Origin of the sequence: Cytobacillus eiseniae, assembly GCF_017874625.1 — a bacterium.
GTDB lineage: Bacteria > Bacillota > Bacilli > Bacillales > Cytobacillaceae > Cytobacillus > Cytobacillus eiseniae.
Map to the genome: position 1 here is coordinate 104852 of NZ_JAGIKZ010000002.1, position 25128 is coordinate 129979.

General features: G+C 36.2%; 29 protein-coding genes. 24 read left to right on the forward strand and 5 right to left on the reverse strand.

The genetic code is table 11. From position 1 onward, the window contains the following. Positions 1-141 precede the first annotated feature (141 nt). Together J2Z40_RS02700 and J2Z40_RS02705 are read left to right on the forward strand one after the other, a co-directional pair. Positions 142-771 (forward strand): CAP domain-containing protein, encoded by a 630-nt coding sequence (locus J2Z40_RS02700; RefSeq protein ID WP_066393286.1) that lies wholly within the window; start codon positions 142-144, stop codon positions 769-771. Between the two features lie 173 nt (positions 772-944). Beyond that, positions 945-2018, forward strand: a complete 1074-nt coding sequence (locus J2Z40_RS02705) for a CAP domain-containing protein (protein ID WP_342590313.1) — start codon at positions 945-947, stop codon at positions 2016-2018. 12 nt (positions 2019-2030) lie between these two features. Here J2Z40_RS02705 and J2Z40_RS02710 read toward each other — a convergent pair whose 3' ends face one another. Continuing rightward, positions 2031-2522 (reverse strand): PaaI family thioesterase, encoded by a 492-nt coding sequence (locus tag J2Z40_RS02710; RefSeq protein ID WP_066393290.1) that lies wholly within the window; start codon positions 2520-2522, stop codon positions 2031-2033. A 136-nt stretch (positions 2523-2658) separates the two neighbouring features. Here J2Z40_RS02710 and J2Z40_RS02715 point away from each other — a divergent pair, with 136 nt between their 5' ends. The 5 genes from J2Z40_RS02715 to J2Z40_RS02735 all read left to right on the forward strand — a co-directional run bounded on the left by J2Z40_RS02715 (position 2659) and on the right by J2Z40_RS02735 (position 5027). Beyond that, entirely contained in the window at positions 2659-3075 is a 417-nt protein-coding gene (locus J2Z40_RS02715; RefSeq protein WP_066393292.1) for a YlbD family protein, read from the forward strand. 16 nt (positions 3076-3091) lie between these two features. Beyond that, entirely contained in the window at positions 3092-3331 is a 240-nt protein-coding gene (locus tag J2Z40_RS02720) for a YlbE-like family protein (RefSeq protein ID WP_066393294.1), read from the forward strand. 447 nt (positions 3332-3778) lie between these two features. After that, positions 3779-4204 (forward strand): hypothetical protein, encoded by a 426-nt coding sequence (locus J2Z40_RS02725; RefSeq protein ID WP_066393296.1) that lies wholly within the window; start codon positions 3779-3781, stop codon positions 4202-4204. A gap of 56 nt (positions 4205-4260) precedes the next feature. Further along, positions 4261-4704 carry a YlbF/YmcA family competence regulator gene (locus tag J2Z40_RS02730; protein ID WP_066393298.1) on the forward strand — a complete coding sequence of 148 codons (444 nt, stop codon included), beginning with the start codon at positions 4261-4263 and terminating at the stop codon, positions 4702-4704. Between the two features lie 47 nt (positions 4705-4751). Then, positions 4752-5027 carry a YlbG family protein gene (locus J2Z40_RS02735; RefSeq protein ID WP_066399211.1) on the forward strand — a complete coding sequence of 92 codons (276 nt, stop codon included), beginning with the start codon at positions 4752-4754 and terminating at the stop codon, positions 5025-5027. A gap of 87 nt (positions 5028-5114) precedes the next feature. Here J2Z40_RS02735 and J2Z40_RS02740 read toward each other — a convergent pair whose 3' ends face one another. Beyond that, a complete protein-coding gene (locus tag J2Z40_RS02740) occupies positions 5115-5504 on the reverse strand; it encodes a DUF7147 family protein (RefSeq protein ID WP_066393303.1) in 390 nt (129 codons plus the stop codon). A 214-nt stretch (positions 5505-5718) separates the two neighbouring features. On the opposite strand from J2Z40_RS02740, the gene J2Z40_RS02745 reads away from it, so the two are divergent. The 3 genes from J2Z40_RS02745 (at position 5719) to coaD (ending at position 8549) form a co-directional block, all read left to right on the forward strand. Next, entirely contained in the window at positions 5719-7143 is a 1425-nt protein-coding gene (locus J2Z40_RS02745) for a stalk domain-containing protein (protein ID WP_066393311.1), read from the forward strand. A gap of 360 nt (positions 7144-7503) precedes the next feature. After that, complete coding sequence (gene rsmD / locus J2Z40_RS02750) at positions 7504-8055, forward strand: 16S rRNA (guanine(966)-N(2))-methyltransferase RsmD (RefSeq protein WP_066393314.1); 552 nt, start codon at positions 7504-7506, stop codon at positions 8053-8055. Positions 8056-8066: 11 nt separating this feature from the next. Next, positions 8067-8549, forward strand: a complete 483-nt coding sequence (coaD, locus tag J2Z40_RS02755) for a pantetheine-phosphate adenylyltransferase (RefSeq protein ID WP_066393317.1) — start codon at positions 8067-8069, stop codon at positions 8547-8549. 29 nt (positions 8550-8578) lie between these two features. Here coaD and ylbJ read toward each other — a convergent pair whose 3' ends face one another. Continuing rightward, on the reverse strand, positions 8579-9793 hold the full coding sequence (gene ylbJ / locus J2Z40_RS02760) for a sporulation integral membrane protein YlbJ (RefSeq protein ID WP_066393318.1): 1215 nt from the start codon (positions 9791-9793) through the stop codon (positions 8579-8581). A gap of 235 nt (positions 9794-10028) precedes the next feature. On the opposite strand from ylbJ, the gene J2Z40_RS02765 reads away from it, so the two are divergent. Together J2Z40_RS02765 and J2Z40_RS02770 are read left to right on the forward strand one after the other, a co-directional pair. Continuing rightward, a complete protein-coding gene (locus tag J2Z40_RS02765) occupies positions 10029-10820 on the forward strand; it encodes a patatin-like phospholipase family protein (protein ID WP_066393320.1) in 792 nt (263 codons plus the stop codon). Further along, positions 10817-11833, forward strand: a complete 1017-nt coding sequence (locus J2Z40_RS02770) for a SepM family pheromone-processing serine protease (RefSeq protein WP_066393322.1) — start codon at positions 10817-10819, stop codon at positions 11831-11833. The genes J2Z40_RS02765 and J2Z40_RS02770 overlap by 4 nt, the downstream gene beginning before the upstream one ends. Positions 11834-11846: 13 nt before the next feature. On the opposite strand, the gene J2Z40_RS02775 is transcribed toward J2Z40_RS02770, so the two are convergent. Then, positions 11847-13064, reverse strand: a complete 1218-nt coding sequence (locus tag J2Z40_RS02775; protein WP_066393330.1) for a nucleotidyltransferase — start codon at positions 13062-13064, stop codon at positions 11847-11849. A 611-nt stretch (positions 13065-13675) separates the two neighbouring features. Here J2Z40_RS02775 and J2Z40_RS02780 point away from each other — a divergent pair. The 4 genes from J2Z40_RS02780 to J2Z40_RS02795 all read left to right on the forward strand — a co-directional run bounded on the left by J2Z40_RS02780 (position 13676) and on the right by J2Z40_RS02795 (position 16100). Beyond that, a complete protein-coding gene (locus J2Z40_RS02780; RefSeq protein ID WP_066393332.1) occupies positions 13676-14200 on the forward strand; it encodes a YceD family protein in 525 nt (174 codons plus the stop codon). An 86-nt stretch (positions 14201-14286) separates the two neighbouring features. Next, positions 14287-14460 (forward strand): 50S ribosomal protein L32, encoded by a 174-nt coding sequence (gene rpmF / locus J2Z40_RS02785; protein ID WP_053475556.1) that lies wholly within the window; start codon positions 14287-14289, stop codon positions 14458-14460. A 185-nt stretch (positions 14461-14645) separates the two neighbouring features. Then, positions 14646-15401 (forward strand): enoyl-CoA hydratase/isomerase family protein, encoded by a 756-nt coding sequence (locus tag J2Z40_RS02790; RefSeq protein WP_066393333.1) that lies wholly within the window; start codon positions 14646-14648, stop codon positions 15399-15401. Between the two features lie 99 nt (positions 15402-15500). Then, positions 15501-16100, forward strand: a complete 600-nt coding sequence (locus J2Z40_RS02795; protein ID WP_066393336.1) for an RsfA family transcriptional regulator — start codon at positions 15501-15503, stop codon at positions 16098-16100. A gap of 93 nt (positions 16101-16193) precedes the next feature. On the opposite strand, the gene J2Z40_RS02800 is transcribed toward J2Z40_RS02795, so the two are convergent. Beyond that, positions 16194-16664 carry an N-acetyltransferase gene (locus J2Z40_RS02800; RefSeq protein WP_066393338.1) on the reverse strand — a complete coding sequence of 157 codons (471 nt, stop codon included), beginning with the start codon at positions 16662-16664 and terminating at the stop codon, positions 16194-16196. A 323-nt stretch (positions 16665-16987) separates the two neighbouring features. Here J2Z40_RS02800 and J2Z40_RS02805 point away from each other — a divergent pair, with 323 nt between their 5' ends. From J2Z40_RS02805 to rsmH, 8 genes are all read left to right on the forward strand, one after another. After that, positions 16988-18331, forward strand: a complete 1344-nt coding sequence (locus J2Z40_RS02805) for an acetyl-CoA carboxylase biotin carboxylase subunit (RefSeq protein WP_066393340.1) — start codon at positions 16988-16990, stop codon at positions 18329-18331. A 29-nt stretch (positions 18332-18360) separates the two neighbouring features. Further along, positions 18361-18573 (forward strand): biotin/lipoyl-containing protein, encoded by a 213-nt coding sequence (locus tag J2Z40_RS02810; protein ID WP_066393343.1) that lies wholly within the window; start codon positions 18361-18363, stop codon positions 18571-18573. A 47-nt stretch (positions 18574-18620) separates the two neighbouring features. Beyond that, positions 18621-20162: an acyl-CoA carboxylase subunit beta gene (locus J2Z40_RS02815; RefSeq protein WP_066393346.1), complete on the forward strand. Its 1542-nt coding sequence runs from the start codon at positions 18621-18623 to the stop codon at positions 20160-20162. 206 nt (positions 20163-20368) lie between these two features. Continuing rightward, a complete protein-coding gene (locus J2Z40_RS02820) occupies positions 20369-21259 on the forward strand; it encodes a 2-dehydropantoate 2-reductase (RefSeq protein ID WP_066393348.1) in 891 nt (296 codons plus the stop codon). Between the two features lie 17 nt (positions 21260-21276). Beyond that, a complete protein-coding gene (locus J2Z40_RS02825; protein WP_066393350.1) occupies positions 21277-21672 on the forward strand; it encodes a DUF3397 domain-containing protein in 396 nt (131 codons plus the stop codon). A gap of 99 nt (positions 21673-21771) precedes the next feature. After that, positions 21772-23406, forward strand: a complete 1635-nt coding sequence (bshC, locus tag J2Z40_RS02830; protein ID WP_066393352.1) for a bacillithiol biosynthesis cysteine-adding enzyme BshC — start codon at positions 21772-21774, stop codon at positions 23404-23406. Between the two features lie 253 nt (positions 23407-23659). After that, entirely contained in the window at positions 23660-24091 is a 432-nt protein-coding gene (gene mraZ, locus J2Z40_RS02835) for a division/cell wall cluster transcriptional repressor MraZ (RefSeq protein WP_066393354.1), read from the forward strand. Between the two features lie 51 nt (positions 24092-24142). Then, positions 24143-25075 carry a 16S rRNA (cytosine(1402)-N(4))-methyltransferase RsmH gene (rsmH, locus tag J2Z40_RS02840; RefSeq protein ID WP_066393355.1) on the forward strand — a complete coding sequence of 311 codons (933 nt, stop codon included), beginning with the start codon at positions 24143-24145 and terminating at the stop codon, positions 25073-25075. Positions 25076-25128: the final 53 nt, after the last annotated feature.

The following is a 25128-nucleotide window of genomic DNA, read 5'->3' on the forward strand; positions in this document are numbered from 1 at the left end:
CAAATAGGGCGATTATGCAATGTATTCATGAAAGAATCCCATTCATTCATTTAAATATTTCATTAAATCGTAAAGATTTTCAATAATAGCAAGAAAAAATAGTAATTGGGAAATGATAATGTTGGATGGAGGGATTATTAAATGAGAAGGAAAATTGCTAGTCTTTTTTTCCTCATTTTCTTTTTCGCATTTGGAATGAATATATCTGCCCAAACAAAATATATTGTCAATGATGGAGATACACTTTGGGAAATTTCTATTCATTATGATATAGACTTAGAAATGTTAATTAATAGTAATCCCCAAATTATCAACCCAGATATTATTTACCCGGGGCAGATAGTGATCATACCAGGGAAAGTTGATTTACGCGAAAATAATAATGTTTTGAATAAAGAAGAAAGCGAGCTGATTGAACTTATAAACAAAGAAAGATTGAAGGCTGGTTTACTTTCATTAAAAGTTGACTCCATCATTTCAAGGGCTGCCTCTCTTAAATCGATCGACATGATGGAGAAAGAATATATTTCTCATCATTCGCCTACATATGGGAGTCCGGGTGAAATGTTAAAGTACTTACATATTTCTTATCAAAATGTAAATGAGAATATAGGGGCTGGCTATCGATCTGCAAATGAAATGTTCATATCTTGGATGAATTCTCATGAAAATCGTAAGCGAATATTAAATAAAGGGGCGAAAAAAATTGGGGTAGCTGTTTCTGAAGGTGGGCCTTATCATTATTATTGGACAATATTAATTGTGGAATAATAGCAGAATGGAAGATGAGCATTGTAATAATAGGAAGAGCACCATAATAGGTGTTCTTTTTGCGTTATCAGAAAATTCTTTTTTTAAGTAGATTTGGATAGGAATAATGATATACTTTCCTTAAGAAAAGAATATATAATTAATACAGTATAGATAGAAAGGAGGTAATCCTTGTGCGAAATCTTGTTCGGATTCTAGTCCTTATTTCCGGATTGCTTGCAATTGTCTTTTTATTTAATATTAATTTTGATAATAATGGAGATGTATTGGTAAATGGAGTACGTCAACAACCAAAACTTGATCAATCATTGGACGAATCTGTCGATGTTCAAGATGTTTCACAATTAGACTATCCTCAAGAAGGATTAATTAGTCTGGTAGGAAAAACGAGCAAGGAATTGATTCATACATTAGGAGAGCCATTGAGACGAGATCCAACCTTTTATGGCTATGACTGGTGGATTTATAAAACTAATTTACATAATTATGTTCAAGTAGGTGTGGCTGATGATAAGGTAGTAACGATGTATGCAACTGGTGCAGAAGTAGATATTCCCCCATTTAAGATTGGTCAGTCTATTGCTGACATCTATCATTTAACATCGATTGAAGCCAATATAGGCCTTGATTATGAAGGCAGTTCTTACATGTTTGAGTTATCAGAAGATGATATGAATACACGACCACTGATCACGATTGGTCATGCATATATACAGTTGCATATTGATAAGTTTACAGGCACTTTATCAAGTATTCGAGTTCTAGATATAGAATCCTTAATTAAACAACGTCCCTATGAAATGGTATATAGAGGTGAGCTGCTAGAATCGACGCCGCCTTCATCTATTTATGAAGAAGAAATCGAGAAGAGCACAGAAAAACAGATTTTTGATATTACAAATGTTTTTCGTACAAGGTATGGCTTTCGGCCGATAGAGTGGGATGAACAAACTGCGGATGTTGCATTTGCGCATAGTAAGGATATGTATGAAACAAATGATTTTTCACATACATCAGTAAAATATGGAGAATTATCAGATCGGCTTGATGCGGCAGAAATATTTTATCAAACAGCTGGTGAGAATATTGCTGCAAATTATATGGATGCACCAGCTGTCATGGAAGGTTGGCTCAATAGTAAGGGACACCGAGACACCTTATTAAATGAACAATTTACTCATCTAGGAGTAGGTGTGTTTAAGAAGCATTACACACAAAACTTTATTGAAAAGTGGCAGGAAGAATGAAGGGCTTAGTATTTAAGCTCTTTTTTTCTTTATGATGAAAAAACTGCCTGTTGCTTGAGCGATTTTCTTGCCATCGGATCGATAGACTGCAGCTGATAAAACCATGCTTTTTGTCCCTTTATGATCGATATTTGCCTTACACTGCAAATAATCTCCTTTCCCAATCGTCAAGTAATGAATATTTAATTGTGTAGTTACTGCGCCATATCCTTCTGGCAGTAGCGAATTTGCAAGAGTGCCCATTGCAGAATCAATAATTGTTGCGGTAATTCCGCCATGAACGATCCCTAAATTATTATTTAATAGAGGAGTTAAAGGAACGGTAAGTTCACATATTTCATCATTCATCGTACGGTCCATATGAAGAAGGCCGCCGATATATGAACTATTCAGCTTCATTTGCTTTTTGTTAAACCCTTGTAAAATATCTTCTAATACTTCCATTTCCTCGTCTGAGGCTTGTTCCATGCAATTTTCTAATAGCACCCTAAGTTGTTCTTTCATTTCTATTCACCTTTTTCGAATTTATCTGCATTCATATCGTAACATTAAAGATTCCTTTTGGCATTTATCTTTTCACCATTTTCTTCATCATTCATAAAGTATAGTAGGTAATTGTAACAGGAAGAGGTGAACGGAAATGGTGAAAAAAAATCTCCATCCTTCTGTTGAACAATTCAAATCGTTTGTGAAAGCAAATCCTAAGATTGTTAAGGAAGTCAGGTCGGGAAAAAATACATGGCAGGAATTATATGAAGACTGGTACTTGTTAGGTGAAGACGATTCTAGATGGGATGCGTACCGAATGGAATCAAAGCAAGAAGCGAAAACGGAAGCAAATGCTGGGGAAAATAAAACAGATTGGCTTGGTACGATCTTAGGCGCGATGAAAAAGATGGATCCGAATGAAATGCAGGGCTATGTTCAGAATATTAGTCAAGCGCTAGGGACCGTGCAAGGTGTATTGGCGCAATTTCAAGGGGGATCTGGTTCAACAGTCAGTTCTAAGGTGACTGAGACAAAATTGAGCAGCCCTTTTGTGTTTAATAAGGATTAAAGAGGAGGTACGATAGATGAGACAAGATATTATTAATTACTTAGGACAAAATAAGCAATTACAAAAGTTCGTTCGAGAGCAGCCGATTTGGTACAGAAGATTATCACGTAATCCTCATGAAATTCAGACATTAGAAGTGGCTGCTCTAAATTATTATAAAAATACAATCCCACATAAGGTAGAAAAGTTTTCTAATGGTGTTCAAATGGCATCTATGATGATGGGGATGTTTCAAGCAATGAATTCACAATCCTAATAAAAGCTTTCTCTATGAAGGAGAAGGCTTTTTATTTTTTTCAATGGCTCTTTACTAAAAGATTGTTGTTTTTAAAATAGTTGTTAGACTGAATGGTTTACCAAATAGGTCAGTTGATTGGAGCGGAAGGTGCGAGACTCCTCGAAAATGCATTCGCATTTCCTTCGTGCGGTGTGAATTCAAGAAGTCCATTCAATATCCTGCGGGATGCGTGGGACAGCTGAGACCTCGCAAGAGCGTAAGCGATGAGGAGGCTCAAGCAGACTACCCCGCGGAAAGGGAGCACACGTACGCAGAAATCAACCTCTACCAATTTTATCTTAATAAGCAACAATGTGTACGAAAACAGTCTTCTCAATTTTTCCTTAAAGAGTAAAAAGATTGGTCAAGGAACACAATAATTACATATCAAAAAGTTGAGCATGAACGAATAAAGGAGAGATTATCTTGAAAGGATTTATATTCACCGCTATAGCTTTCTCAATATTAGCAATCACCGGCTGTCAGAAAGATATCCCTGAGCCGGAAGCAAAGATAAGTGTACAGCCACTACAAGTTGTTCAAATGAATAATGATATTCCTGTTTCTGTATTTGAAATAAATGAGATTGAGCCATTTTATGTTAATCATAAGGTGGATGGTCAAAATGTATTTATTGAATGTATTATACAAGGAATTTCTTTTAGAGAGACAGCTGCTAGCAACAGAGGGAAAATTATATTGTATGTAAATGGAATAAAGAAGGAGGAAATCTCTTCAGCTGCTTTTATTGTCAAAGGGTTGCCTATTGGGAGGAACCATCTGAAATTAGTAGTTGTAAAGGCAGATAATTCAGCCATTGTGATAGAAAAGGAATTTGATGTGACGATTTGATAACTTTCACTTTGCCTTGTTTCATGGTAAAATATGAAACGGAGGTGAGCTTTATTTTGCTTGCTACAATAGAAGGAATAGAAATTTTAGATCGAGCAGATCAACTAGCTAATATGATTATTGATTCTGAGGAGGCGGAGTATTACCGCCAATGTTTATATAGATTGAAAAAAAGTAAAAAAACACAAAAAAAAATCCATGAATTTGTTAAAATGAAGGACCTTTATGAGGAAGTTCAGCGATTCGGAAAATATCATCCAGATTATAAAACAGTGATGAAATCGATTAGAGAATTAAAAAGAGAAGTAGATATGGATGAAAATGTTGCTGAATTTAGACGTGCAGAGAATAGCTTACAAGCAATTTTAGATGAGGTAAGTGCAATCATTGGACGTTCTGTCTCTGAGCAAATTAAAGTTCCAACTGGAAATCCGTTCTTTGACAGTTCATCGAGCTGTGGCGGGGGATGTGGCAGTGGAGGAAGTTGTGGCTGTTCATAAATCGGATTGACATGGGGGAAATCCATGTCTTTAAAGGGGAAGAAATGATGGAAGGTCAAAGACAAGGAATTATTGTTTGGCTTTATTCTTTAAAGCAAGCAAAAATGTTACGCCGATTCGGTAATGTCCATTTTGTTTCCAAACGGTTAAAATATGTAGTCGTATATTGTGACATTGAGGAAACGGAAAGCCTGATGGCGAAAATCAATGCCTATTCATTTGTAAAAAAAGTGGAGCCTTCGTATAAGCCGTTTCTAAAAATGGAATTTGAAAATTCGAAACCAGATAAAGCAAAAGAGTATGATTATAAAATGGGTATATAAAGTAAAGCTTCAAACAATAAAGGGATTGAGGCATATATGCTGGCAATAAAAAAGTTGAGAGTAGATAACTCTCAACTTTTTTATTGCCTAGCAGAGAGGTGGAATATAATGATTTAATCGTAAAATCCCAATTAAATATTGATAGAATAATTCCTTTTCAGCAAACATGATCGAAGGTTTAATATCAAGCTGAATGATCTCTTTTTGCAGTTCTGTTGCTGCTTCGGCAAACAGATCGAAGCGCTTATTAGGGATTGAATGTGGATTTGGGATGCCTTCTCTGCAAATATAAAGTGGTTGAAAGTTACCAGGATTTGTTGGTTGTAGGATCACAACAAGAGAAGTAACTTCTTTTTTATTGATCGTTGTATGAAAAGCCATCATATGGCTTAGTCTTGCTTCATTTGCCTTTGCAATTTCAATTAATTCATAAATATCGGAAAAGCCTTCTCCGATTTCAATAAAACGCTGAATCAAGTTATATTTCCTCCTCTAATTTTAAGTGGAACTTAAGCTGTCTAATTTTGCGTACACCCTCCATACTGTATCATCTTCTTTTTGAAAATAGAAGTATCCATCCAATATTCCTAAAAAAACGACAATTTTTGCGAAATTGATGAAAATTTCATGTGACTGTTGCTCTCCGATTTGATATGGTTAGTATAAAGAAATAAAGGTAAGGGGAATTCCAATGTGGAGAACAGCTAGTCTGATTTTTGTCGTTCTAACTACGGCTATTGGAGGAATGTTATCGTGGCAATGGAAGGCGTACTCTAAGCAGGATAACCATATAAATGAAGATGCTGTAATGGTAGAACAGGAGATTACGGTTGAATCAAGTGAGAAGGATTTGCATATTACTCAAGTCATATCTGGCTTATCAGCAAAGAAGCCATATCAGGTTATTATTCCTAATGATATCTTTGATTGGTCTTGTACGGATGAGAATGGGGGAATATGTGAATCAAAGGATGAAGATCCACAAACTTTGATACCTAATCATAAAGAAATGATTTTTCAATATAAAATCCCAATCGAAAATAGTCATTCTGCGTTTTTGCTCGAAAATTGGACAATCACGATTTTTGATGTCAAGATCAACAGCTCTGATATCGAAATTATTGACACAATTAGAAGAGAGGGCACATGGATAGTCGGTGCACCTAAAAAGGGAATAAAAGAACTGGATTTCATTGATTATTATTTATTTACAGCAGTTGGTGATGCCCCTGCTCTTTATTGGCAGCCTATTGAATTATTCAAATCAATAAATGAAAATGATATTGCTTTTTTCACAGAACAAAAGGATGCTGAAAAAAAGTCTTCATTCATGGTGGAGCTCGATAGCTTAGGTGATTTCCCTTATGTTTCGGTAGTCTTTACGAATGAGATTGGCGAGAAAATGGCTAATGGGATGATCTTTACCTCACCTAATACAAATGAGGATAATTTGAAGCGGAAATTTATTCAGTATTATTATGAATGGAAATTTGGTGGATTCTCAGTTGAAGAAGAGTGGATTTTAGATGTTTTCACTTCTTACAAGGCAAAACTGCAACCAATAACAAATAAGGCGAAGGCTATTTTGAATGAATTAACGGAAAAGCTGTCAGAAGAGGAGCTTACTTCATTTTTCAACTATATAAATAATGAAACAAGAGAAATAAATGCGGAAAAATTGGATCAGTTTATTTATCAAATAAAAGGGTTACATACATATTTCTTCAAGATGAATACAACTGAACATGCGAAGTTTTATCCACTATATTATTATGATACAAGATCCGTGTATATAGCTGATACTAAGAATGAGGAAATAGAAGTAATCTATGATCATGGAACGATGCTGTATCCATTTGTAGAAACTATTAAGGGGTTTGGCTTTGAAGTGAGTGAACTTCAAGATCAAGAAATGATGCTCGTGATTAGGGAGAATAGCACCTATCGATTTTATTTAAATAAGAATATTTTTATTTATAATGAGGAAGATTATGGATTGCTTGAAAATCCTTTAACGAAACTGAATGGAAAGTACTATATAAGTAAAGAATGGCTTAAAATGATTTTTAATGTTCAGTTTAAAGAAGGAGAACAAGAGATTAAATTATCTTTATAAAGATCTATATTAGGCGACTATAAGACTCGAAAGTATAAATGAAAAAAGAAAACCCTGCAGAATTTTCTGCAGGGTCCTTCTATATCCTTATCTTAGGATAGAAGGCAAAGGGAGAGGAGAAACCGGAGGAAGAACTTATGGGGAAACGTAAGTCTTCTCCGCGGTTGGCAACAACATCCTCGAATAGATGCTGTTATACACATTATTTCCATAATAGAAATGGATATACACAAATAACAGATATTTTTTCTTGTCGCCCCTGAACGATGCGCTTCCGCTTTTCTATTTGGCGATAGGAATGAATTGTGGTAGGATAGGAGGGAAAAAAGATTAAATTGGAATAGTTATGTGGTGATTTAAATGCGTGTTGTCTCAGGAACGAGAAAAGGGAAGCAATTAAAGGCAGTGCCTGGTCATTCGACGAGGCCAACAACAGATAAAGTAAAGGAAGCAATTTTTAATATGGTTGGCCCCTATTTTGAAGGTGGGGTATGTCTTGATTTATTTGCTGGCAGCGGAGGTCTTGGAATAGAAGCTTTGAGCAGAGGGGCAGATAAGGCTATTTTTGTGGATAGGGATGGCAAAGCGATTCAGACTATTCATGAAAATGTGAAAATATGCGAATTTGAAGATCAATCGGAAATTTTTCGAAATGATGCTGAAAGAGCATTAAAGGCAATATTGAAAAGAGAACTTACTTTTCATAGAATATTTTTAGATCCACCTTATAAAAAACAACAGTTATTGAAATTACTGGAGTTCATTCAAGCTGAGGATTTACTTGAAGAGGATGGATTAATTATTTGTGAGCACGGTTCAGAAATTGTTCTGCCTCCTATTGTTGGACAACTCGTTCAGCGAAAACAGGAGAAGTATGGAATGATTGCAATAACGATATATGAAAGACAATAAGGGGGATATATATGGGGGCTATCGCTGTCTGCCCTGGTAGTTTTGATCCAATTACATACGGACATTTGGATATCATCAGAAGAGGGGCAAAGGTTTTTGATCAAATATATGTCGTTGTATTGAATAATTCTTCAAAACAACCACTTTTTTCAGTTGATGAAAGAATTAAATTAATTAAAGAAGTTACTAAGGATATACCAAATGTGAAAGTTGATTCTTTCCAAGGGCTTTTAGTTGATTATGCTAAAAGTGTGAATGCAAACGCTATTATTCGTGGTCTTCGTGCAGTGTCTGATTTTGAATATGAAATGCAGATTACTTCAATGAACCGAGTGTTAAATGATGAGATTGAAACTTTCTTCATTATGACGAATAATCAATATTCTTTCTTAAGCTCTAGTATTGTGAAGGAAGTTGCGAAATATAACGGAGATATTTCAGAACTTGTCCCAGCTTATGTTGAAGAAGCATTAAAGGACAAATTTGCTAAATAGAGAAAACGAGCACATTAAGTGCTCGTTCGTTAATTTTTAGCCATTTGTTTGGCTAATAAGAGTACATAGCATGCTAAAGCAAAAATGGTAATAAGTGGCCCGACTTCAACTAATAGTTTATACATCTTTTGCAACCAGGATTCTTCACTGAAAAAGCTGACTGGGATTGCGTTGGATGGCTGCTCTGTGTTATAGAATCGTTCATAAATTGGGTTCCAGAGAATAGCAGCATAGATGGCAGCAAAAAAACCATGAAAGATCCTTGCAATAAAGAAAGGTTTAAAGCTAATATCAGACTGAGCTAAAATACTTGCAACTTGTGCCTGAACACTAAATCCACTAAAGGCTAAAATAAAACTGGTAATGACAATTTGTTCCATTAATGTCGCCTGTTGAATCTGACTCGTCATTTGGCTTCCAAGCGTAATTTCAAATAATCCAGAGATAAAAGGAATGCTTAATTCAGTAGGTAAATGAAGTGCTGATAGAAGATACTCTAGTCCACTTGCTAATATACCTGTAATGCCTAAATGGAATAGCAATTTATTAATGACTGAAAAAAGGATAATGAAACCACCGATCATAAGTAATGTTTTAATTGAAGACATTACAGCATCACCGAGGAGCTTACCGAGTGGGCGATTATCATTTATTCTTGTACGATGTAGTGCAGAAAAGGCTAATCGAAGTGATGGCTTTCTTTTTTGTGTTTTCTTACTAGTTTCTTGGTTTCGCCCATAGAATCTCATAAGGAGACCAACCGTAAAATTGCCGAGATAATGGGCAATAGCAAGGATAACACCTACTTTTGCATTATGAAAGAAGCCAACAGAAACCGCTCCAAAGATAAAAAGTGGATTTGAGCAGTTTGTGAAGGAAACAAGTCGTTCTGCTTCCACTTTCGATAATTGCCCTTCTTGTCTTAATCTCGTAGTTAATTTAGCACCAGCGGGGTATCCGCTTGCCATACCCATTGCCCAAGCAAAACCACCAACTCCAGGTACACGAAATAATGGTCTCATAAGAGGTTCGAGCAGGACACCTATAAATTTTACAACTCCGAAACCAATTAGCATTTCTGATACGATGAAAAAGGGCAAAAGTGAAGGAAAAACAATTTCCCACCACATATTTAGTCCTCTTATGGAGGCATCGACAGATTCTTGGGGAAATAAAATAAGTGAAATTGCCATCATTGACACGGTTAGAGCAAGAATAATTGTTTTTAATTTCGATCGGAACACGGGCAGTGCCTCCCTCAAAAGGTGAACTTACATTTTGAAAATAGCTTTTCATTAAATTTGCTAATATAATATAAAGAAGCCAAAGCCTTTCAGACTTGTCCTCATATAAATTAATATACTCATAGAATGAAAAAAAAGACCATAAGATTGAACAGAGGATGCACATTATCCAATCTATTCATTTAACATATTAACTCCTAGTTTTGTATGATTTTCACATAAAGGAGGAATTCTTTTGCATCGCCCAAAGATAGGTCTGGCACTTGGTTCTGGTGGAGCGAGAGGGTTCGCTCATTTAGGAGCAATTAAAGTCTTGAAGGATGAGGGAATACCGATTGATTTAATTGCTGGAAGCAGCATGGGAGCAATGGTCGGTAGTTTTTATGGTGCAGGACTTGATATTGATCGACTTTATAAATTATCAACGGCTTTTAAACGAAAATATTATTTGGATTTTACTGTTCCAAGAATGGGTTTTATTGCTGGTGCACGAGTAAAAGAGCTCATTCGAATTTTCACTCATGGGAAGACGTTGGAGCAATTAGATATTCCTGTTCGAGTGGTAGCGACAGACTTGATGACTGGAGAAAAGGTCGTATTTGACCAAGGGCCAATTGCTGATGCAGTGCGGGCAAGTATTTCTATTCCAGGAATATTTGTTCCTGAAAAAGTGAATGGACGTTTATTAGTAGATGGTGCTGTGGTTGATCGAGTCCCAGTATCAGTTGTTAAGGACATGGGAGCAGATATCATTATTGCAATAGATGTCTCACATGTTAAAACAAGTGTAGAAATTACATCCATCTATGATGTGATTATGCAAAGCCTTGATATCATGCAAATGGAGCTCGTTGGCCATCGGGTAGTGGCTGCGGATATTATAATAAGGCCAAGTGTAGAAATGTATAGCTCAAGAGCGTTTACAAATATTGATGAAATTATCCAAATTGGAGAAGATGAAACGAAGAAACATATTCTCTCCATAAAAAAAATGATTGAAGAGTGGAAGGAGCAGCCTGTTGAATGAGTAAAAAAATTTATGGACGATCCCTTGTTGCAGCTATTATCTTTGTCATAATTAGCTCCTTTATTTATTTGCCTTATTATGTATCAAAACCAGGCATGGCAAAAGAGCTTGAGCCGATCATTGAAGTTGAAAACGGCTATGATGAAGAGGGAAGTTTTATGTTAACAACTGTAAGGATGGGAAGAGCTAACATCTACTCTTATGCAATTGCTAAGTTTAGTAAATATCAGGAGTTATTCCCTTTAGATGCAATTAGGAGAGACGATGAGACAGACAAGGAATATAATGTTCGACAGCTCCATTTAATGGATTCTTCGAAATTATCAGCAATAGAAATTGCTTATAAAAAAGCAGGAATTACAGTGAACTACGAGTATAATGGAGTTTTCGTATTAAATGTGTTAAAGAGTATGCCTGCAGAAGGAAAACTTGAACCAGGTGATCGAATCTTTGAAGTAGATGGAAATAAATTTGACTCTTCAGAGCAATTTATTAGCTATGTTTCAGGGAAAAAAGAAGGGGAAGAACTGAATTTTTCAATTGAACGCAATTTAAAATCGATGACTGTTCAAATCCCTGTAAAAAAACTGCCTGAGACAGGGAAAGTTGGGATAGGTATTTCCCTTGTTGATGATAAGGAAATTCAAGTAGAGCCTAAAGTGACAATTGATAGCGCTGATATTGGTGGTCCGTCTGCTGGCTTAATGTTTTCATTAGAGATTTATAATCAATTAGTTGAGGAAGATTTAACGAAAGGTTATCAAATTGCAGGGACTGGTACAATTAATACAGAAGGCAAGGTTGGACCAATAGGTGGAATAGAACAAAAAATAGTAGCTGCAGACAAGGCAGGTGCAGCTGTTTTCTTTGCACCAAATGAAAACGGAGCAGCGGATTCAAACTATCGTGCTGCAAAATTAACTGCAGAGGATATAAAAACCAAAATGGAGATTGTTCCGGTAGACACTTTTGATGATGCGGTGAAATATTTAGAGAGCATGGAAGAAAAATAGCGGCAAGATGCCGCTATTTTTTTATAATTATTGGCGGTTGCTTGAACTCCTTTTCAAGCAGTTTTTGTTGTTGAATCCCTGAAGCAGCCATTGCATAAACTCTTGAGGCTCGAAGATCGAGAAAAAGCTGTTCACTCGTTGTTGAGGATAATCTGGATATTAGAGGCAATGATAAATTGGATTTATACTTATTCAAGTATTTCTGCCCATTTGTTGTCATGCCTAATAATCGTAAATACTTTGGCTTCTCCTCTGCTAGATACATTTCTTCTTTCGTTGTATTTGTTAGTATATGTACACATGCCCTTTGAAGTCTTGTCCATGTATATCTTTTTGTCTTTACCTTTTCCATAAAATGTTGGAAGTCTTCGGATTGCAGGGCAGCTTGCTGCATTCGATTCTCTAAGCCTTCCTCAATCTCATATATCTTTTTTAAGTCATTAAGAGCTGACTGAACTAGCCGGTACTTTAAGAATGGCCAATAATGCTCCCAATCATGAAAAAGCCCATACTTCTCCTTGTATGCTATTAAACCTTCAAATGTTGATTCGGGTACATACTGACGAATGGATGAGATTTGGGTCTGTTTAGAGCTGAGCACCTTTCTTATACTTGTAGCACTCGCAATTGATTCAGAGGAGAAATGAAGATCATGATAGTCTGCGTTTTTTCGGGCAATTGTCAATGCTTGAATGGAAGCATGCTGCTCTTTGGCTGATTTTATATATTGGTATCCCAGTATATTATTCGGCTTGGATAAATCAATTAAATGTTCATCAGGTACGAGAGCATGAAAAGCCAAAGAGGAGGCTTTCGGATAGCTATTGCCTTCGTGCAAATATTGCTTTATTTTGTTTTGATATTCCTTATTATTTTCTTCGAGAAAAGAAAGGGTTTGGTAGAAGCGATCGATCTGCCCATCTTCGCTTCCGAAGCAAAGATGGCGACATCCAGCAGCTTCAAGAATGGATACAGCTCCAGAAGCAAATGTATTGGCTTGTTGGGTTGCAAATGCATAGGGCAATTCAAAGACGATATCAACACCTGCTTTTAAAGCCATTTCCGTTCGTGTCCATTTTGAAATGAAGGCAGGCTCTCCACGTTGTAGAAAGTTTCCGCTCATGACTGCAATGACTATTTCTGCATTAGTAGCTTTTCTTGCTTCGCAAATATGATAGTGATGTCCATTATGGAATGGATTGTATTCAACGACTACACCAACTGCATTCATCTTTATTTTTCTCCTTTATTATAGAATAACGTCTAACTACTCCTTACTTGAAAGCAAAGGCTCTTTTCTAAAAGATTGCTGCTTTTGAATCAAATGTTTTACCAATTAAGTCGGTTGATTGGAGCGGAAGGTGCGAGATCCTCGAAAATGCTGTCGCATTTCCTTCGTGCGGTGTGAATCCTAAGAAGCCAATTCAATGTCCTGTGGGATGCGTTGGACAGCTAAGACCTAAGCAGGAGAGGATGCTCCGAGGAGGCTCAAGCGGACAACCCCACGTAAAGGGAGCACACGTACGCGGAAATCAACTTTTACCAACTTTATCTTAATAAGCAACAATGCTTGCAAAAACAGCCAAAGCAAAAAATGAACGTTAAGAATTTTTAAGTAGAAAAAGCCATATTCAATCTGTTAATATACAGTGAGATGGAACAGATGTGATAGCCTGCTTTTTGAAAATTCATTTAACCCGTTTAAAATAAGAATGTCATGTGAAAGCTATGCAAAATAGGTTATAATAATCTGATAATGCTCACATTATACTGTAAAGAAATTTTATTGACAAATAATTATAGGAAAGCTATAATTACCTTTGTTGCCTTGGGGTGATTTGTATGAAATGGACTTTAAGTCAGTTACAAAAATATCGAAGCAAGGATTTTCCATTTGATGAAATGGTCAATGTGGATGAGATCAAAACGATTGATCCAACTATAATAGGCGCTTCACAAATGCATATAACTGGCCGAGCAGATATTGATTCGGCTAAGGTGACCTTTCATATGAAAATTAAAGGTCATTTAATCCTTCCTTGTTCTCGTACTTTAGTTGATGTGAATTTCCCAATCAATGTGGAAACAACAGAAACTTTCCTCTTAAAGGATTTGGATTACGAAACCGAAGAGGAAGTACATCGAGTAAAGGGTGAAGTGATTGACCTAATGCCGGTCATTCAGGAAATTCTTTTACTTGAAGTACCAATGCAAGTATTCTGCGATGATCATAGTGAAGAAGGAGCTCCACAATCCGGTAAGGATTGGGAGGTTATTCAAGAGCAAGATAAGAAGGAAAAGATTGATCCTCGTCTTGCAGGACTTGCCCAATTTTTTGATCAAAATGATCCTTCTTCCGATTCATAAACGGAAGAAAACAAAAGAAGCATTTGAAGGCCAAAGTTTACTATGGACTTCATAACTTTCTTAATACTTTTAAGGAGGTGTTTGATTTGGCTGTACCTTTTAGAAGAACATCTAAAACTGCAAAAAGAAAACGTCGTACCCATTTTAAATTACAGGTACCTGGTATGGTATCATGCCCAAACTGTGGTGAAATGAAACTTGCTCACCGTGTTTGCAAAGCTTGCGGAACATACAAAGGGAAAGAAGTTGTAAATAACTAATTTCTACTTCGGTTAAAAAGCACAAGAACATATTGTTCTTGTGCTTTTTTCGTACGTAGATTTTGTAAGAGTTTTTGGAGACGTCACGATAAATATGCTAAAGTTTAAGTTAAGCATATCTTAAGCAATAAAGTTTGTGAAAAACCTTATAACTAGAATGAAATAATTAAATAAGGGAGATATCTATGAAGCCATATACAATAGAAATACATAATGATGGATTATTGGTATTTACAATCAACAGACCAGAAAAGAGAAATGCAATAAACTATGAAGTAATGGCCGGGTTAGAAGAAGCACTTCTTTTAGCTGCTGATGATCAAGTAAAGATGTTTGTAGTAACAGGTGCTCATGATCAAGCATTTTGTTCTGGCGGTGATTTATCCTCCTTTCACCATTTAAAGACAGAAGAAGAAGCATATACCATGCTTAATAGAATGTCCAACTTATTAGTAAGCTTGCTTTTCCTTCCAAAGCCTACTGTTGCACTATTGAATGGCACAGCTGTTGGTGGAGGCTGTGAGCTTGCCTCTTCATGTGATTTTCGGATTGCGCGGACAGATGTGAAGGCAGGCTTTATTCAAGGTACATTGAATATTACAACAGGTTGGGGTGGGGGGACGATTTTATCTGAAAAGTTATTGCCTGCTGATGCGATGAAGATGCTGATGGAAGCGCGTCTCTTTGATACGGTAGATTTGATGGAAATGGGATTTCTACAATCGACCTTTAGCGGGGATCCAATTGAAAATTGCAGGAAATTTTTAAATAGAATGCTAGTACTAGAAGTGGAAGTTTTAAAAGCTTATAAACAGTTGTATATAAATAAATGGAAATACACAGGGGTTCAAGAAAGAATCGAACAAGAAGTCCGCAATTGCTCGGTTTTATGGCAAGGGGAAGCTCATCATCGCCAAGTAGCAAAATTCCTAAATAAGTAAAAAAATAACGAGTATTTGTGAAGATTCAAGCAGGATATCAGTCTATCTTTTCTAGCATATGCATATGTATAAATAAAAAAACACTAGGAGGGTAAACTGATGTCTTCAACTAGACAAGATGCTTGGACCCATGATGAAGATTTGTTGCTTGCAGAATACGTGCTTCGATATATTAGGGAAGGAGGTACACAGCTGCAAGCCTTTGATGAAGTTGGAAAACAACTGACAAGAACGGCTGCAGCATGTGGCTTCCGTTGGAACTCGTACGTTAGAAAACAATATAAATCGGGAATAGAGCTTGCAAAAAGACAAAGAAAAGAAAGAAAGCAAAATCAGCAGCTCGAATCAATAGAAAATCAAGAGCCGAATGAACAAGAACAAAATTCTTTTGTAGAAGAGGGTAGTGTTGTAGAGGGAGAGCAAAAGGGAACTGAAATTGAATTTAGTGTCATAGTGGAGTACTTACAAGATTTATTTGAGAAGGCAGAAAATGCTGGTTTACAAAGTGAAGAAATAAAAAAATATGAAGAGAGCATAAAGAAACTTGAAAATCAATTATATTACTTAGCATCAGAAAATGAGAAATTACTAAAAGATTTAAATTCTGTGCAAAAGGATTATAAAGCATTATTAACTATTATGGAAAGAGCACGGAAAATGGTGGAGCTTAAGGAAGCTGATAGTGAACAAAAGGTATAGGTATGAATTATTTGAAAAAGCGGACAAAATTTGTCCGCTTTTTATCGTCAACTCTTTCGGGGTTTCAAAGTGCAGACTAAAGGACGCCCCATCTTAATGAGTTTTCTCTTTAACGCCATCTGGATACCAAACGAGTGGATTTTCTCCAAGGTCCCTTTCCATATCGTATGAAACAGTTGAGAATTCCATCTTATTCCAAAACTCTTGTGAATTAACTCTAGGATTCGTTTTTATAGGAAGGCCGTAGCTCTTTGCATATTCAACTAATGCAGTGCCGTATCCTTTATTTTTGTAATCAGAAATTACTTCTAGTTTCCATAGCTCCAAATAGTCTTGAGCAGGCTCGAAATAACGGTCGAATTGTTTTTCGACTCGATACAGGCTCATTCTAGCTACTAGTTTGTCCCCAAAGTATATTCCATAGAATGGAGAAGCGCTATCATCTTCTATAATATTAGCCTCAAGATCCTCAAGCATAGATAGCTCTTGTATACCGTATTCTCTAAACTTTTTAAACTCTTCAAGTGTTTTGTAGTTTACTTTTAATTTTTCAACTTTTAGCATGATAAAATTCCTCCTCTTCTTAGCTGCAATTTATTTGCATAATTTATTTTTGTATCATACATGAATCAATCTAAAGGTATTCATCTTATTCTATAATTCTCATTATATAACAAAAATACAAATAATTCTGCACTTACTTAGAAATGGGGAGATCTTCATAAAAAAATCGAAAGCGTTTTCAAATAAAGAAGGAAATTGTCGTAAAGTTGTAGAAATATATTATATTGTAGGAAGAATTAGAATATTTATTACAACTACTTCCTGCTATTAAAGAAGCAATGAATGGAAGTCCATTAACATCAAAGATTAAAGGGGGATCGTGAGTGAAGAAAATATTAGTAGCTAATAGGGGAGAAATTGCCTTACGAATTATTCGTACATGCAATGAAATGGGAATTGAAACTGTAGCAGTTTATTCAGATGTTGATAAAGAGATGCCTTTTGTTAAAGAGGCGACTTATGCTTTTAGAATTGGAGAAGCACCTGTAAGTCAATCTTATTTAAGGGCTGATGCTATTCTAGAAGTTGCACAAAATCAAAATGTAGATGGGATTCACCCAGGATATGGATTCCTTTCTGAAAATGCCCATTTCGCAAAAGCTGTCAATGATAAGGGAATTATATTTATCGGACCAGATCCAGATACGATTGATTTAATGGGGGACAAAATTGTTTCTAGAAAGACAATGATTGAAGCGGATGTGCCAGTTGTACCAGGAAGTGCAGAGGGGACATCAACGCTTGAGGAAGCAATTAGACTTGCAGAATCAATGGGTTATCCAGTTATGTTGAAAGCAAGCAGTGGAGGTGGCGGCATTGGTATGGTGCGCTGTGAAAATGAGCAAGCGCTCACTAAGTCATTCGGATCCACTAGAGCCCGTGCGAAAGCCTATTTTGGCTCAGAGGAAGTGTTTGTTGAGAAGTATATACAAAATGCTAGACATGTGGAGGTTCAAGTTTTTGGAGATCATCATGGCAATCTTGTTCATTTATTTGAAAGAGATTGCTCCATCCAAAGAAGACATCAAAAAGTCATTGAAGAATCTCCTTCCCCCAATTTATCAGAACATGTCAAGCAAAGGATGTACGAAACTGCATTGAAGGCAGCATCAGCTGTTCATTATAAAAATGCTGGCACAATAGAATTTATCGTTGATGAGGAAGAAAATTTTTATTTTCTCGAAATGAATACAAGATTACAGGTGGAGCATCCGGTAACAGAACAAATTACAGGATTGGATCTAGTAAAGTGGCAAATTCTTATCGCAAGAGGAGAAAAGCTGCCGCAAGAGCAGTTTGAAATACAGCAGTCGGGACATGCGATTGAATTCCGTTTGTATGCAGAAGATCCAAAAAACTTTCTCCCATCACCAGGTGAGATTGAACTATTCCAATGGGATCAATCACTCGGGGTTCGCGTTGACTTAGGCTATGAATCCCATTCAACTGTAACACCTTTTTACGATCCAATGATTGCTAAATGTATTATTCATGGTTCGACTAGAGAGGAAGTATTGAATAAGGCAGACAGCTTTTTCAGAGATTTAACAATAAAAGGGATAAAAACAAATGCACCGTTATTTAGAGGGATTCTTAAAGATTTAGATTTTCAAAAAGGCAACTACTCAACAAGTTTTCTTACAGAACGAGAAATTATTGTGAATTAAACACTATTATTATTAGGAGGAATCTTTTCATGAAAGAAATCACATCATCAATGGCAGGTACAGTATTAAATGTTTTAGTTAGTAATGGAGATGAAGTAGTAGCTGGTCAGGAAGTAATGATGCTTGAATCAATGAAAATGGAAATACCGATTGAAAGTCAAGTGGTAGGAAAGGTAGTTGAAGTAAAAGTGAATATTGGTGATTTTGTCAATGAAGGAGATGTACTACTTACTCTCGAATAATTCAATTATTCATTGAAAGGATAAATCTGATAAGCAGGAGGGATAAAATGACAACAACTAATACATTAGTGGAGAAATTAAGAGAAAAGAGCAGAGAAATTGAAGCTGGTGGCCAGCCTAAATACCATGAAAAGCTTGAACAACAAAATAAATTATTCGTTCGAAAAAGATTAAGCCTCCTTTTTGATAATGGCAAATATGAAGAGGATGGGAAATTTGCAAACTGTATGGAGAAAGATCTTCCAGCAGATGGAGTTGTTACGGCAATCGGAAAGGTAAATGGACAAACAGTCTGTGTCATGGCTAATGATTCGACTGTGAAAGCTGGTTCTTGGGGGGCAAGAACGGTCGAGAAAATCATCCGCATACAAGAAACAGCTGAAAAGTTAAAGGTACCTTTGCTTTATTTAGTTGACTCTGCTGGTGCTAGAATAACAGACCAGCTTGAAATGTTTCCGAATAGGCGTGGAGCAGGACGAATTTTCTATAATCAAGTCAAGCTTTCAGGGATGATCCCACAAATTTGTCTATTATTTGGTCCATCCGCAGCTGGCGGGGCATATATTCCTGCTTTTTGTGATATCGTCATTATGGTTGATAAAAATGCATCCATGTATTTAGGTTCTCCGAGAATGGCAGAGAAAGTAATCGGTGAAAAGGTCACGCTTGAAGAAATGGGTGGCGCGAGGATGCATTGTACAGTTAGTGGATGTGGAGATGTTCTTGCTTCAAATGAAGTGGAGGCAATTGAATCTGCAAAAAAATATCTTACATATTTTCCGGCAAGCTTTAAAGAAAAAACTAAAAAATGTGAACCAATCGAACCAAAAGCAGGTCGAGATTTAGAAGAAATTATTCCTAAAAATCAAAATGCACCATTTGATATGTATGAATGTATTGGTTCATTGATTGATGAAGGAAGCTTTTTTGAAATTAAGAAGCTTTTTGCACCAGAGATTATTACTGGATTTGCTCGAATGGATGGACGAACAATCGGTATTATAGCGAATCAACCAAGGGTGAAAGGCGGCGTCCTTTTCGTTGATTCAGCTGACAAGGCAGCTAAATTTATTCAACTTTGTGATGCCTTCCATATTCCTTTATTATTTCTTGCAGATGTACCAGGCTTTATGATTGGTACAAAGGTAGAGAGAGCAGGAATCATTCGTCATGGTGCCAAGTTAATCGCAGCAATGAGCTCAGCGACAGTGCCCAAAATCTCTGTTGTTGTGAGAAAAGCGTATGGTGCGGGTCTTTATGCAATGGCTGGTCCGGCATTTGAACCAGATTGCTGCATTGCTTTACCGACTGCTCAAATTGCTGTCATGGGGCCAGAGGCTGCCGTGAATGCGGTTTATTCGAATAAAATAAATGAAATCACGGATCCTAAAGAAAAAATTGCATATGTTCAAGAAAAACAGCGTGAATACAGTGAGCATATTGATATCTATCGATTAGCTTCAGAATTAATTGTTGATGAAATTGTTTCTCCTTTTGACTTAAGGGATGTCCTTATTTCACGCTTTGACTTATATGAGACGAAGGAACTCAACTTTAGTGTCCGTAAGCACCCGGTATACCCAGTTTAAACGAGGTACTCCCTTTCCGTATTTTGGAAAGGGGGCTTTTTTTAATTATTGCTGTATTTGCAAGCATGTTGATATTTAAGATAGAAAGTTGTAAAGGCTGATTTCCGCTTCAGGTTGCTCTCTTTCCGTGAGAGAGCTTTTCTTATATCTTCGTTTCTATTTTTCTGTTAAAATATGACTAAATACATACATATGAAGAGGTAATTATGAAAATTGGGATAATAGGTGGAGGCTCGATTGGTCTGTTGCTCGCACATTATTTGATGAAACAGCATGATGTTTGTGTTTATGTTCGCTCAATACAGCAGATGCAAAGGTTAAAGTCAGAAGGTTTGCTATTTGAAAAAGATCAAAAATGCGACAAAGAAATCTTAAATGCTACCTTGTTTTCTAATTGGACGGGAGAAGAAGAATTAACGATTATTGCAGTAAAGCAATATCAACTTTCCCCTGTTTTAGCGCATCTTACTGTTGCGAATACGAATAAGAAAGCAGCATTTTTGTTTCTTCAAAATGGCATGGGACATTTAAAAGAATTAAAAGATATTGAGGTGAATAATATCCTTGTCGGTACAGTTGAGCACGGTGCAAATAAGCTGAATGTCAATCATGTTATCCACACGGGTGAAGGATTGATAAATATTGCTCTATTTCGGGGAGAATTCACCCCTGGATTAACCGATTTATTTGAATCACCTATCAATCACTTTCCATTTGTTATTAAGGATAGCTATTTAGACATGCTTAGTAAAAAGTTAATTGTCAATGCAGTAATCAATCCATTAACAGCTGCTTTGAATGTCTCTAATGGAACCCTCATAGAAAATCCTCACTACTATTCTCTTTTTAAGAAGCTATATAAAGAGGTCAGCTCTGTTATACGCATAAGAGAGAAAGAGAAAGCTTTTGCATACGTAGAAGATATATGTAGGAAAACAGCTGCGAATCGATCATCGATGTTAAAGGATATTGATGAGAATCGGCTGACAGAAATAGATGCAATTCTCGGTTACGTGCTTGAGCAGGCAAAGAAAAAGGAGATTGCCACTCCTATTTCAGCGTTCCTTTTTGAGATGATCAAAGGGAAGGAGTACTAAAGAGGGGAGGAAGTCGGATGGATTCTTTTTTTTCATCAATTATTGCTACTTTTGTAACAATCCCGCTATTAGGCTATTTACTCGTATTTATTGTGAGTAAGCAAATAACCAAACATCACCGCCGTTCAGTACATATTGCATTAGATAGTAGCACTTTTTTATTAATTTTTTCTGTGCATTATTTAATTATAACTATTTGGGAGCAGAATTTTTTCTGGATCATTATTTTATCTTTGTTAATCATTGCGATCATCTTTGTCCTTATTCACTGGCGAGTGAAGCAGGAAATTAATTTCCAACGAGTGTTCCGAGGGTATTGGCGTTTTAATTTTCTACTTTTCTTCATGGCATATGTCACTTTAACTGTCATTGGTCTTATCCAAAGTGTTCAATCATTTGTTTCCATGCAATAAGCAAAGTTTTTTCTTTTCATTTCAGACAATGATATACTCATATGGATATTAGTGAATGTTTTGGAAGAGAAAATTGTTGATCAGAAAGGAAGTTCTATAATGGAGATTCTAAATCTCTCATTGCCGGCAACGAACCGGTTTGCTACAGAGTACCTAGAACAAACAGATGACATTCAGCGTTTTTTTCATTATCGCTACAATGATCATTCAGAATATGAAAGTCGAGTGAGGGAATTACAAGAGCACTCGTATATGCGAATGGAAATGGCTAATTATATTGAAGAATTTATGGCCAATTATCCTACTTCAGACCATGTTCATCATTCCATTGAGAAATTTAAACAAGAAAATAGTGCAGTCATAATTGGTGGACAGCAAGCAGGGATATTAACTGGACCTTTATATACGATCCACAAAGTCATTTCGATTATTACACTTGCCAAACAAAAGGAAAAGGAACTAAATATACCAGTTGTTCCAATTTTCTGGATTGCTGGTGAGGATCATGATTATCAGGAAGTAAATCATGTTTTTATTGAAAAAGACAATAAAATTGAAAAAAAGATTTATCCTGAACGCGTTCTTGATAAAAGGATGGTTTCAGATATTCCGATTAACCAGGATTTATGTATTCAATGGACTGAAGCGATTATCCAATCCTTTGGTGAAACGATACATACGAAGCCATTGCTTCATGAATTACAAAAGGCAGTGCATCACTCCAATTCGTTTGTTGATTTTTTTGCCTATATTATTATGTATTTGTTTAAGGATTCTGGTCTTCTAATCATTGATTCAGGAGATGGCAACATCCGTAAACTTGAAAAAGAGTTCTTTATTAAGCAAATAAATAGCTCTGTAGAAATTACGAAAGCAGTAAAATCAAAGCAAAGTGAACTCCAAGATAAAGGGTTTCCAAATACTATTGATATAAGCAGTCAAGCCGCAAATCTTTTTTATTATGATATGGAAAATAATGAGCGGATTTTGCTTGAATTTGATGAGCACAAAAATGTTTTCATTGATAGCAATAGTCGCTTTCAATTTTCTCTTGAACAAATGCTAGAGCTTGCTGGGGAATTTCCAGAAAAGCTTAGCAATAATGTGGTAACAAGGCCATTAATGCAAGAATGGCTATTTCCGACCCTAGCTTTTATTGCTGGTCCGGGGGAAATTGCCTATTGGGCTGAGCTAAAGGGAGCTTTTGAGTTGTTCGGGCTGAAAATGCCTCCAATTGTTCCGCGTTTAAATATTACAATATTGGATCGCTCGATTGAAACGGATATGAATGAGCTTGGTCTAGATTTACATGAAACGTTGACAATCGGAACTGAAAAGAAAAAAAGAGAATTCCTTCAATCATTGAAAGATGAAAATATTGAGAGCTTATTTGAGAAAGCGAAAAAAGATTTGCTTCAAAATTACGGTGAGTTAGAGACATATTTATCTAAAGAAAACAAAGGGTTGATCCCATTACTTAAAAAAAATGAAAGCAAATTAATTGAACAGCTAATGTTTATGGAAGCAAAAATAGAACAAACAGAGCAAATAAAGTTTGAAGTAGTCATTAATAAATTCGACCGAGTAGAGAATGCGTTATGGCCTGCTGGCTCGCCTCAAGAAAGAGTATTAAATGGATTTTATTTCATCAATCAGTATGGACCATCTCTGATTAATGATCTGCTTGATTGTTCCTTTACTTTCGATGGAACACAAAAATTAATAAGAATTTAAGCACTGTGGTTATCATAAAAATACTAAATATCAACAAAAAAAGACGCGATCTCTTAAAAGATCACGTCTTTTTTTGTTGATGAAATGAAGCAATTATAAAAACATGCTGCCTTTTGTAAGGAAAAGACGAACGAAAATGACGGGAAAACCTGCATTAAGTAAAGGAAATCGCAACCTATCATCGAATATAAAAAATATGTGGAGGAAAGTGGGGGAATGTGGTACATTTGAGTAAGAAAGTGGGGTTAGCGGCATGTTCATGGGTGAGTATCATCATAACGTTGATAGTAAAGGCCGATTGATTGTGCCTGCCAAGTTCCGTGACAATTTAGGGGAAGCCTTTATATTGACGCGTGGATTGGATCAATGCTTATTCGGCTACCCAAAGAATGAGTGGGGAATACTAGAAGAAAAACTTAAAGGTTTGCCACTTACTAAAAAGGATGCCCGTGCTTTCACCCGTTTTTTCTTTTCAGGTGCAACTGAATGTGAAATTGATAAACAAGGAAGAATAAATATAGCATCTCCTCTGCAACAATATGCAAAATTAGAAAAAGAGTGTGTTGTATTAGGTGTTTCCAATCGAATTGAAATCTGGGATAAAAATATTTGGGAAGAATATTTTACAGATTCAGAGGAATCTTTTGCAGATATTGCTGAGAATATGATTGGATTTGATATTTAATGAAAATGCCTTCTATCCTCTCACCTCTAACCTCCCGAAAGGTGGACAACTATGTTTGAACATACAACAGTATTATTAAAAGAAACAGTCGATGGCTTGAATATCCATCCTGATGGAATTTACGTGGATTGTACATTAGGTGGAGCAGGTCATAGTGAATTAATTTTGTCTAAGCTATCGGAAAAGGGAAAATTATACGCTTTTGATCAAGATGATACAGCCATTGCTTTTGCTAAAGAAAAACTAGCAAAATACGGCGATCGCATCACAATTATAAAAAGTAACTTTCAATTTTTACAGCAGGAGCTAGAAGCTTTAGGTGTGAATCAAGTGGATGGCGTATTGTATGACTTAGGTGTTTCATCTCCTCAGTTAGATACTCCTGAACGTGGATTTAGTTATCATAATGATGCGCCCCTTGACATGAGAATGGATACAGAAGCACATATATCTGCCTATGATGTCGTTAATCATTGGAGTTATGCTGAATTAGTGAAAATATTTTTTAAATACGGGGAAGAGAAGTTTTCGAAACAAATAGCTAGAAAAATTGAAGCAGCAAGAGAAGAATCTCCAATCGGCACAACTGGAGAGCTAGTGGAATTAATTAAGGATGCAATACCTGCTCCTGCAAGAAGAAAAGGTGGCCATCCGGCAAAAAGAGTGTTTCAGGCTATAAGAATTGCTGTGAATGACGAACTAGGTGTATTTGAGAAATCATTGCAGCAAGCGATCGATATTATTAAGCCTGGTGGAAGAATAAGTGTCATCACTTTCCATTCGCTGGAGGATCGTATTTGTAAGGTTTCATTTAAAAAAGCAAGCGAGACACCAAATCTTCCACATGGATTACCGGTTATTCCTGACGAATATAAGCCAATTCTAAAATTAATTACTAGGAAGCCGATTCTACCTACTGATATCGAACTTGAGGTAAACAATCGGGCAAGATCTGCCAAGCTTAGAGTGGCGGAAAAGCTATAAGATGAAAAACCTTTTCTATATGATTGTTTTTAGTGGCTAAGATGTTCGAAGGA

Excerpts from the sequence above, each read along its gene's own strand:
- rsmD (WP_066393314.1), top strand. The coding sequence starts at position 7,504 with ATGCGTGTTGTCTCAGGAACGAGAAAAGGGAAGCAATTAAAGGCAGTG.
- coaD (WP_066393317.1), top strand. The coding sequence starts at position 8,067 with ATGGGGGCTATCGCTGTCTGCCCTGGTAGTTTTGATCCAATTACATAC.
- J2Z40_RS02800 (WP_066393338.1), bottom strand. The coding sequence starts at position 16,664 with ATGCTAAAAGTTGAAAAATTAAAAGTAAACTACAAAACACTTGAAGAG.
- J2Z40_RS02715 (WP_066393292.1), top strand. The coding sequence starts at position 2,659 with ATGGTGAAAAAAAATCTCCATCCTTCTGTTGAACAATTCAAATCGTTT.
- J2Z40_RS02735 (WP_066399211.1), top strand. The coding sequence starts at position 4,752 with ATGGAAGGTCAAAGACAAGGAATTATTGTTTGGCTTTATTCTTTAAAG.
- J2Z40_RS02700 (WP_066393286.1), top strand. The coding sequence starts at position 142 with ATGAGAAGGAAAATTGCTAGTCTTTTTTTCCTCATTTTCTTTTTCGCA.
- J2Z40_RS02825 (WP_066393350.1), top strand. The coding sequence starts at position 21,277 with ATGGATTCTTTTTTTTCATCAATTATTGCTACTTTTGTAACAATCCCG.
- rsmH (WP_066393355.1), top strand. The coding sequence starts at position 24,143 with ATGTTTGAACATACAACAGTATTATTAAAAGAAACAGTCGATGGCTTG.
- J2Z40_RS02795 (WP_066393336.1), top strand. The coding sequence starts at position 15,501 with ATGTCTTCAACTAGACAAGATGCTTGGACCCATGATGAAGATTTGTTG.
- J2Z40_RS02790 (WP_066393333.1), top strand. The coding sequence starts at position 14,646 with ATGAAGCCATATACAATAGAAATACATAATGATGGATTATTGGTATTT.
- J2Z40_RS02810 (WP_066393343.1), top strand. The coding sequence starts at position 18,361 with ATGAAAGAAATCACATCATCAATGGCAGGTACAGTATTAAATGTTTTA.
- J2Z40_RS02720 (WP_066393294.1), top strand. The coding sequence starts at position 3,092 with ATGAGACAAGATATTATTAATTACTTAGGACAAAATAAGCAATTACAA.
- mraZ (WP_066393354.1), top strand. The coding sequence starts at position 23,660 with ATGTTCATGGGTGAGTATCATCATAACGTTGATAGTAAAGGCCGATTG.
- J2Z40_RS02770 (WP_066393322.1), top strand. The coding sequence starts at position 10,817 with ATGAGTAAAAAAATTTATGGACGATCCCTTGTTGCAGCTATTATCTTT.
- bshC (WP_066393352.1), top strand. The coding sequence starts at position 21,772 with ATGGAGATTCTAAATCTCTCATTGCCGGCAACGAACCGGTTTGCTACA.
- J2Z40_RS02780 (WP_066393332.1), top strand. The coding sequence starts at position 13,676 with ATGAAATGGACTTTAAGTCAGTTACAAAAATATCGAAGCAAGGATTTT.
- J2Z40_RS02775 (WP_066393330.1), bottom strand. The coding sequence starts at position 13,064 with ATGAATGCAGTTGGTGTAGTCGTTGAATACAATCCATTCCATAATGGA.
- J2Z40_RS02820 (WP_066393348.1), top strand. The coding sequence starts at position 20,369 with ATGAAAATTGGGATAATAGGTGGAGGCTCGATTGGTCTGTTGCTCGCA.
- J2Z40_RS02745 (WP_066393311.1), top strand. The coding sequence starts at position 5,719 with ATGTGGAGAACAGCTAGTCTGATTTTTGTCGTTCTAACTACGGCTATT.
- J2Z40_RS02710 (WP_066393290.1), bottom strand. The coding sequence starts at position 2,522 with ATGAAAGAACAACTTAGGGTGCTATTAGAAAATTGCATGGAACAAGCC.
- J2Z40_RS02815 (WP_066393346.1), top strand. The coding sequence starts at position 18,621 with ATGACAACAACTAATACATTAGTGGAGAAATTAAGAGAAAAGAGCAGA.